Origin of the sequence: Sinomicrobium pectinilyticum, from assembly GCF_003725735.1 — a bacterium.
GTDB classification, from domain to species: domain Bacteria; phylum Bacteroidota; class Bacteroidia; order Flavobacteriales; family Flavobacteriaceae; genus Sinomicrobium; species Sinomicrobium pectinilyticum.
Window position 1 is genome coordinate 115,393 of the sequence record NZ_RJTM01000057.1, and the last position, 8,491, is coordinate 123,883.

The window sequence follows — 8,491 nt, forward strand, 5'->3', positions numbered from 1 at the left end:
TTCATCATTCATCGTTAAAAAAGGGTTTAGGTATAAAAATATATAAGAATGAAAAAGCATGTACTCCTCCTGTTGTGTATGGTCGTCTGGTACGGTAATGCACAGGACAGCAATCCGGAAGATGTAAAAGTGGGCCTGGTGCTGAGTGGCGGAGGTGCCAAAGGGCTTGCACATATAGGAGCGCTTAAAGTTATCGAGGAGGCCGGGGTGCGTATCGATTATATAGGAGGTACCAGTATGGGAGCGATAATCGGTGCTTTATATGCGTCCGGGTATTCTGCAAAGCAGCTCGATTCCATTTTTCAGGTGGTCGATTTCAACGAACTTATACAGGATAATGTACCGCGTTCTGCGCGTACCTTCTATGAAAAAGAGAATTCCGAGCGCTATGCGCTTACGCTTCCTTTTGACAATTTCAAAATATCTTTTCCCAGGGCATTGTCCCGTGGCCAGAATATATATAACCTGTTGGTAAAACTTCTTTATCCCGTAAATGATGTGGAAGATTTCAGCAAGCTTCCTATACCTTTTTTCTGTATAGCAACCAATGTGGAAACGGGGGAACCCGTAGTGTTGGACAAAGGGTACCTCCCCGAGGCCATCCTGGCCAGCGGATCGTTCCCTTCCCTGTTCAATCCTGTGGAAATAGGAGGAAATGTACTGATAGACGGGGGAGTAGTCAATAATTATCCGATCAATGAGGTAAAAGCTCTCGGGGCAGAGAAAATCATAGGTATTGACGTACAGGATGCGTTGGCGGAAAGGGATGAGCTCAGTGCCGCGACCGATATCCTGATGCAGATCAATAACTACCGTACCGTAAATGATATGAAGAAAAAGTCCGAGCAAACGGATGTATATATCAAACCGGACATCAAGGCATTTTCCGTAGTGTCTTTTGACAGGGGGCAATATATTATCGCCAATGGCGAAACGGCAGCCAGGGAGCAAATGAGCCAGCTCAGGGAACTTGCCGCCCAACAGGCAGCCGGACCCAGGCCCGGGCATCATATAGAAGCAGTTGACAGCATTGATATAAGCGGTTTGACCCTTGAGGGGAATGATAAATATTCCAGGGCATACATCAAGGGAAAACTGCGTTTTACAACGACGGGAAAAGTGTCTTTCCTGAAACTGGACCAGGGACTGGCAAATTTGTCGGCTACCAATAATTTTGAAAGCATACGTTACAGGTTTGTGAAAGATAAGGAGGGTGAGGATCAGTACGACATGCATATGAGACTCCAGGAAAACAAAAGGACCATGCTCCTGCGTTTCGGACTGCATTACGATGGACTGTATAAAAGTGCGGTGTTGTTAAACCTTACCAAGAAACAGTTTCTTTTTGACGATGATGTATTATCCCTGGATGTGGTATTGGGGGATAATCTCCGGTATAACCTGGAGTATTACCTGGATAAGGGATTTTACTGGAGTTTCGGTGTAAAATCGTCATACAACAGATTTGCCACGGATGTCAGTGTGGATTTTCTGGAGGACTCCGAACAGCAACCTCCTGTTGTTGACGGATTGAACCGTATAGGGGTAAAATTATCCGATCTTACCAACCAGATCTATCTGCAGACCGTTTTCCGGGAAGAATTTTCCGTGGGAGCAGGGCTGGAACACAAGCGGTTGCGGATAGAATCGGAAACCATATCGCAGGGAGACAGCAGAAAGGCTACCTTTGAAGACAGCGATTATTACAGTGCCTACAGTTTTATGAAGCTGGACACTTATGACAACCGTTATTTTCCCAAGAAAGGATTGTATTTCGATGGGGATTATCACTTTTACTTTGCGTCTTCCGATTACAACAATACATTCAACGAATTTTCCATGTTAAAGGCCAAGGCAGGAATGGCGACTCCTGTTTTTTACCGGAATGTGGCGCTTAATCTTTCTGCGGAAGCAGGGTCGGTCCTGGGAGGGGCGGGAGCGGAACCCCTGCAGTATATACTAGGGGGGTACGGGAATGATCTTATCAACAATTTCAAGCCTTTCCTGGGATATGATTTTATCAGTTTCGGAGGGGACAGTTATGTGAAAGCCACGGCCACCCTCGATTATGAATTTATGCGGAAGAACCATGTGAACTTTACAGCCAATTTCGCCAATGCCGGTAATGATATTTTTGAACACGGCGATTGGTTCCAGGCTCCTGCTTATACGGGCTATGCCATTGGCTATGGCCTGGAAACCTTTATAGGACCCATAGAACTGAAATATTCCTGGTCCCCGGAGCGAGGCAAAGGCCTTTGGTTTTTTAACCTCGGGTTCTGGTTCTGATAAAGGAGTATTACAGGTTTACCTTCAGTAATTCATATAATTTTTGCCGGCCTGCGGATGTGATGATAACTTCCCTTGAATGTTGTTTTTTCCGTATCCATTGCAAGGAGATCATCCTGTTCAGGAAAGCGGCACCCAAAGCCCCGGCGAGGTGGTGTTTCCGTTCGCTCCAGTCCAGACACGGCCTTGCAAAGGAACGTTTCATTAAACGAAGGTTGTCCACATCGATGTCCAACCCGGAAAACCATGTTTTCCCGATATCGGAAACCTTGAAAGTGCCATTATCGGCCACCAATATCCCGTTACTTATCATGGCTTCCGTTAAGAGTACTCCTGCCTTCCCTGCAAGGTGGTCGTAACAGGTCCTTGCATATGTGTGCCCGGACAGGACAGGCCGCTTTTTCCGATCTTTTTGCTTCTCGGGGGGTACGAGGTTGGCAATAGATTCTATGACGTATGCCACTTCGGGCGTAGCGAGCCGGTAATACCGGTGTCTTCCCTGCTTTTCCACCGCCAGTAGCCCTGCGGATAAAAGTTTCAGAAGATGGTTGCTGGCCGACTGTGGCGTTGTATCCGCGCAAAGGGCCAGTTCTCCCGCAGTATAGGCCCGGCCATCGAGTAAGTGCCAAAGCATGATGGCCCGTACCGGTTCTCCCAGCAGGGAAGTTATTTTTTTGTAATGCTCCTCAAAGGTCATTTCCTGTTTTTATACAAAGTTACAACAGAGAAATATTTTACATTTCATGCCCGGATGAAATATCCCGGGGCAGAATGAAGTAATCTTGTCCCGTTAATATATTTCAAAACTGAAAAAGAGTATGAACACCTGTTTTTTACAATCCGAAGAAGAAGACCCCTTTCTGTTGTACCGAAAGATGCGAAGTAAAAACCCGGTATACCGGGATGAAATAAACGGCGTATGGGCTATATATGGTTATAAGGATTGCCTCTCTGTCCTGCAAAACAGTACAGCAACAATACCGCAAGTGCATTCCGATGCGGAAGAAATGTGCGACAGGTATACCCGGATCATCCGCGAAAACCTGGCCAGGAGGAGTAATCCCCCGCAACATCGGGAACGAAAGGAAACGGTAATGAACCTCGTTCGCCTGATGAAACCTGTGGATACAAAGGAAATTATGGGCGGATTGCTGGCAGGGACCAATAAAGAGAGGGTGAACTGGACGGAAGCAATTGCGAAAGTACTGCCGGTAACCGTCCTGTTAAAAAGCCTTGAGTTCGGAAAGGAGGATGTGGATTTTATACTGTTACATATTGCAGTAATTAAAAAATACATGACAATTGCCATGACATATGATATTGCGGAACAATTGAATGCAGTTTCCGAAAAGCTGTATCGGTCTATTGAAAAACACCTGCTGAACAGGGGCTGGAAAATACCTGATAAGGACATATCTATTTCCAACCTGATAGGGCTTTGTATACAAGGATATGATGCCATGCGGGGCCTTTTGAACAATGTACTTATACAATACCTCCGCCACAAAGATGTCCTAAAAATAGAAGGCAGGGACGATTTCCGGAAACTTGTAACGGAAACATTGCGCTATGTACCCGTCTTCCATCATACCAGAAGGATATTGCCGAAAGACATGAACATAGGGGAGAATTTCCTGAAGAAAGGCGATGAGCTTTTGCTGGTACTTGCATCGGCCAACCGGGATGCTGCCGTATTTGAGCGTGCGGAATTTTTCGACCCGGACAGGAAAAACAACGGGGATTACCTTGCATTCGGTTCGGGGGTCCACAGTTGTCCTGCCGATCACTTTTCCATAAACCTGGCGGTTGACATGCTGGACTATATAACTTCCCGTTTTAAAACTGTAGGATTGTCGGCAGACATAACTTATGCACCGTTATCCCATGCCAGAATTCCGGAGCAGGTTATACTGAGGCTTTCGGAATAGAAGGATTGTTTGATTGGTCTCAAAAATAGTTGAAGTTATCAGGCTACTGAGTTATTGGGTTATTTAGGTAATTGATTTAAAATCAATAAATTAATTACTAAAGAGCAAATTCCCCGCCGGACAGGATTGCTAGTCAAAACATATGGATTTAAAGTCTGATAATGATTTATTTTATTAACCTTAAAAAGAAACAGAATGATTGCCGTAATTTTTGAAGTGGAATTATCCCCCGAAAACGAACAGGATTACCTGGATATAGCAGCAGGGTTACGGGAAGAACTGGAGAAAGCCCCCGGATTTATCTCCGTAGAGAGGTTCCGGAGCCTGGCACACCCCGAAAAACTGCTTTCCCTCTCCTTCTGGGAAGATGAGGAGTCGGTAAAGTTGTGGCGTATGTTAGAAATGCACAGAGGAGCCCAAAAGAAGGGTAGGGCTTATGTTTTCCGGGATTACAGGCTCCGGGTAGCCGGGGTAAGCCGGGATTACGGAATGTTCTCCCGTGACCAGGCTCCCAGAGACAGCAAAAAGGTCCATTAACGTTTATAGGCCAGTAAGCGGAGGGCGTTGATAACAACGATCAGGGTAGAACCTTCGTGTATGGCCACGGTAGGACCTATCCCGGTAAAGCCGATAATGGCGGACGGTATGAGGAATAATACGATTCCCAGGCTGATAAACAGGTTCTGGCGTATAATCTGCCTGGATTTTCTGCTGAGCCCTATGACAAAGGGAAGTTTTTCCAGTTTATCATCCATAAGGGCTATGTCTGCCGTTTCCAGGGCTACATCCGATCCCGCGGCTCCCATAGCAATCCCAACGGTACTGTTGGCCATGGCGGGGGCATCATTGACACCATCTCCTACCATGGCGATCTGTGCCTCTTTTTGCCTTAATTCCCGTATAGCCTTTACCTTATCTTCCGGGAGGAGATCACCATAGGCATCGGTAAGGCCTGTTTGTACCGCAATGGCGTCGGCCACTTTCTGGTTGTCCCCGGTAAGCATTACCATGCGGCGGATACCGCTGTCTTTGAGGGCCAGTAAGGTGGCTTTTGCGGTTTCCCGGGGGGTATCCATCAAGGTGAGTATCCCGAGGAACGTATTTCCTTTTTTGGCCAGCATGGTAGTGTATCCTTGCTGCTGAAAGTCCGAAATCCTGCTTTTCACCGTATCGGGAAGGATGTCTTTCAGGTCCTCCTCAAAGAGGGCAGGGTTGCCGATATACACGGTTTCACCTTCGTAAGTTGCCTTAATTCCTTTTCCCTGGAGCGCTTCGATATCCGTAGCATCTTCCGTGTCGGTCGCAGTACCTTGTAACATTGCCGGGATATCCCTGACAATGGCCCTGGCCAGGGGGTGATCGCTTTGACGTTCTATGGCGAGGACACAGTTCAGAAAGTCTTCTTTGGAGATCCCTTCGGAAGGTGCTACATGGGTAAGCCTCGGTTTCCCTTCCGTAAGTGTTCCGGTCTTGTCGAATGCTATGGCAGAAAGACTGCCCAGGTTCTCCAGAGCTTTTCCTCCTTTGATCAGTACCCCTGCCTGTGCGGCACGGGCAACACCGCTTAAAACGGCACTCGGCGTGGAAATGGCCAGCGCACATGGGCTTGCGGCCACCAAAACGGTCATGGCCCGGTAGAAACTGGTTGAAAAGGGTTCGTCTATGACCAGATAAGCAAAACACAACGCTATGACCAGTAGTATCACGGACGGCACAAATATCCTCTCGAATTTTTTGGTGAACTGCTGGGTGGGGGACTGTTTGGCTTCGGCCTGACTGACCAGTGCCACAAGCCTTGAGAGCGTGGAATCTTTGGATAATTTAAGCACTCTGACCTCCAGTGCACTGTTGCCGTTGATCGTGCCAGTAAAAGCTTTGCTTTCGCCGGGGACGGTGCTGAAATCCGATAATTCTTCCGCGTTTTCCGCGGGAATTTTGTCCACCGGGATACTTTCCCCGGTAATAGCGGCCTGGTCCACACTGCTTTTTCCTTTGATAATAACGCCGTCTGCCGGGATCTTGCTGTTGGGCTTTACGAGTATGAGATCACCGATAGCGAGATCTTCTACGGGTATTTCCTCGTTCTTTCCGTTTCTTTTCACCAGGGCGGTTTTAGGGCTGAGATTGCCCAGGGCCTTAATAGAATTCCTGGCCTTGTTCATGGCGTAGTGTTCCAGCGAGTGGCCGAGACTGAAAAGGAATAACAGCAAGGCCCCCTCTGCCCATTTGTCCAGGATGGCTGCGCCTATGGCTGCTACAAGCATCAGAAAATCTATTTCGAATTCTCCCTTGCGTATTTTTTCAAAGGCCTCTTTGGTAGCGTAAAACCCTCCGAAGAAATAGGCCGGGATATACAGGTATAGATCATATCCGCTCAAACCGGTAAGTTTATTAAGAAGAAAACCGGTAAGCAGCAGGGTTCCGCAGATCAGGGAAAAGACCAGTTCGGTATTCTTTCCGAAGATACCGCTGTGGTTGTGATCGTGATTGCACTCGTTATTGTGAGTATGTGACGCCATAAAATTGTATTTATATGCCGGAAATCTCTGAAGTTCCGGTAGGTATTGAATATTTACGGGATAAAATTACGGGTAATCTTATGTAACCCGGTTGCAAAGTTTATAAGCAGGCAGGATATAAAATGCTCTTTTCCGCTAAAATCGGTATGTGCCTGTTGTAGTTGACGGAATCGGAGTACGTAGTTCGGATATGACGTTTACCGGGAAGGTTTGCAGGAAGGGCATAATCCTTTTATGATAACCGCCATACTCTCGAAAGTATGGTCGGAAGGAAAATTATGCAGGGATATTTTGGTTTTGTCCAGGCAGTGTGTAGCATCGCATTTTTCACAGACAAAGTGAGGGTGGGTATGCGTGTGTTCTTCCGCAAGGCAGAACGGGCTGCACAGTGCGTATTTTACGGCATCCCCGTTCGTGTCTATAGCGTGAAGGATACCGTGCTTCTCAAAGGTTTTCAGGGTGCGGTAGATGGTGGCTTTATCTACGGTGTCGAGCAGTATCTGTAGTTCGGAAAGGCTTTTGGCATTGGAGTCCTTGCAGAACTGTTCCAGGGTGAGTATCCTCACCGGGGTGGCCCGTACGCCTTTGTCTTCTATGCAGGATATCAATGTGTTTAGCATGAGATTTGGTTTTTGCCGGGGGACACCCCCTCTGCCTGTACTTCGGCTAACTCAGCAACCACGGCATCTCCCCCTCAAGGGGGAGAGGATTGTCTCTTAAGACTATTGTTTCATTATCCGATTACCCCATTGGCACACTTCGGCTGCGCTCAGTGCATCGCATTATTTACATCCACTGCGACCATGGAATTCTGCTCAGCAGGAGGATAAGTCCCAGGGTATAGAAAAAGGCAATCTTACCGAATTTCCCCTTGGCGCTTTCCACTTTTTTGTGTTTGGACCAGCCTATGGTTATCAGTATAATGGCAAGTATGTTGGTAAAAGGATGTTCAACGAGCAGTAGCCTGGCCAGGTCATTTTTCATTACACCGCCGGGCCCCAGTTCGGACCAGAGGGAAAAACGGTCGGACACAAAATAAAGTATAATGCCCAGAAGCAACTGTATGTGTGTGAATATCAAGGCAAAGAGGCTGATGCGAAGGTCCTTCCCGATGATAAAAGGCTTGCTGCTGAAATAACCGACAATAGCGTTGATAACGGCAATAATGAGCATGATCAGGGTTAGGTAAGCCCAGTACGAATGTAAGGTTTGAATAATCCCCATGTTTTAGTTTTTAAGTTTTATCAAAAGTAGTGAATTTTGGGGAGAGTGGATAGTTTGATATCTGTGAAGTATGGTCTTTTAACGTAGATTCGGCGTTCGATAGCCTTGCTCTTTTTGAAAAACCTGTCCGGGTAACGAGGAGTTATTTATCGGGCCGATATCGGTGGCTATTGTGCCTGCGGGCCCCGGTCCGGATTTCAGGGGGAGAAGACCGAAAAGGAAGGGGATCTGCGGCGAATATAACAATTTACAACGGGTTGTTGAGCAGGCATCACCGGGGAAAAACACAGCCTGTGCGACAGCACCCGTAACGGGGAAATACAGCGAGCGGTACGGGGATGGTTGATAGTTATAGTGATCCTTGCCCCGATGATCCGGAAGCATTTCGGGTGGCGGAAAGTACTGGGTTTTTTATTCCCCGGCAAGCCCGGATAGGGCCATTTAAGGGAATGCGTTAACACCGGACCGGTTTGGGTTAGCGGCTAAAGCAACCCGGTTAGCGGCGGACTTGATTAAGTTCGCCGCTTTTGT

7 protein-coding genes are annotated in these 8,491 nt (G+C 47.4%); 3 read left to right on the forward strand and 4 right to left on the reverse strand.

Features of this window, described 5'->3' with window-relative positions:
• Positions 1-48 precede the first annotated feature (48 nt).
• Complete coding sequence (locus tag ED312_RS08255; RefSeq protein WP_123215522.1) at positions 49-2,289, forward strand: patatin-like phospholipase family protein; 2,241 nt, start codon at positions 49-51, stop codon at positions 2,287-2,289.
• A gap of 10 nt (positions 2,290-2,299) precedes the next feature.
• On the opposite strand, the gene ED312_RS08260 is transcribed toward ED312_RS08255, so the two are convergent.
• Positions 2,300-2,986, reverse strand: a complete 687-nt coding sequence (locus ED312_RS08260) for an ArsR/SmtB family transcription factor (RefSeq protein ID WP_123215523.1) — start codon at positions 2,984-2,986, stop codon at positions 2,300-2,302.
• Between the two features lie 121 nt (positions 2,987-3,107).
• Between ED312_RS08260 and ED312_RS08265 the strand changes: the two genes are divergently transcribed.
• A complete protein-coding gene (locus ED312_RS08265) occupies positions 3,108-4,217 on the forward strand; it encodes a cytochrome P450 (protein WP_123215524.1) in 1,110 nt (369 codons plus the stop codon).
• A 195-nt stretch (positions 4,218-4,412) separates the two neighbouring features.
• The gene (locus tag ED312_RS08270; RefSeq protein WP_123215525.1) at positions 4,413-4,754 is read left to right on the forward strand and encodes an antibiotic biosynthesis monooxygenase family protein; all 342 of its coding nucleotides are present in this window, start codon (positions 4,413-4,415) and stop codon (positions 4,752-4,754) included.
• Here the strand turns inward: ED312_RS08270 and ED312_RS08275 are convergent.
• From ED312_RS08275 to ED312_RS08285, 3 genes are all read right to left on the reverse strand, one after another.
• Positions 4,751-6,736 (reverse strand): heavy metal translocating P-type ATPase, encoded by a 1,986-nt coding sequence (locus tag ED312_RS08275; RefSeq protein WP_123215526.1) that lies wholly within the window; start codon positions 6,734-6,736, stop codon positions 4,751-4,753. The two genes, ED312_RS08270 and ED312_RS08275, sit on opposite strands and share 4 nt — an antisense overlap.
• 197 nt (positions 6,737-6,933) lie before the next feature.
• A complete protein-coding gene (locus ED312_RS08280) occupies positions 6,934-7,356 on the reverse strand; it encodes a Fur family transcriptional regulator (RefSeq protein ID WP_123215527.1) in 423 nt (140 codons plus the stop codon).
• A 166-nt stretch (positions 7,357-7,522) separates the two neighbouring features.
• Positions 7,523-7,960, reverse strand: a complete 438-nt coding sequence (locus tag ED312_RS08285) for a hypothetical protein (RefSeq protein WP_123215528.1) — start codon at positions 7,958-7,960, stop codon at positions 7,523-7,525.
• Positions 7,961-8,491: the final 531 nt, after the last annotated feature.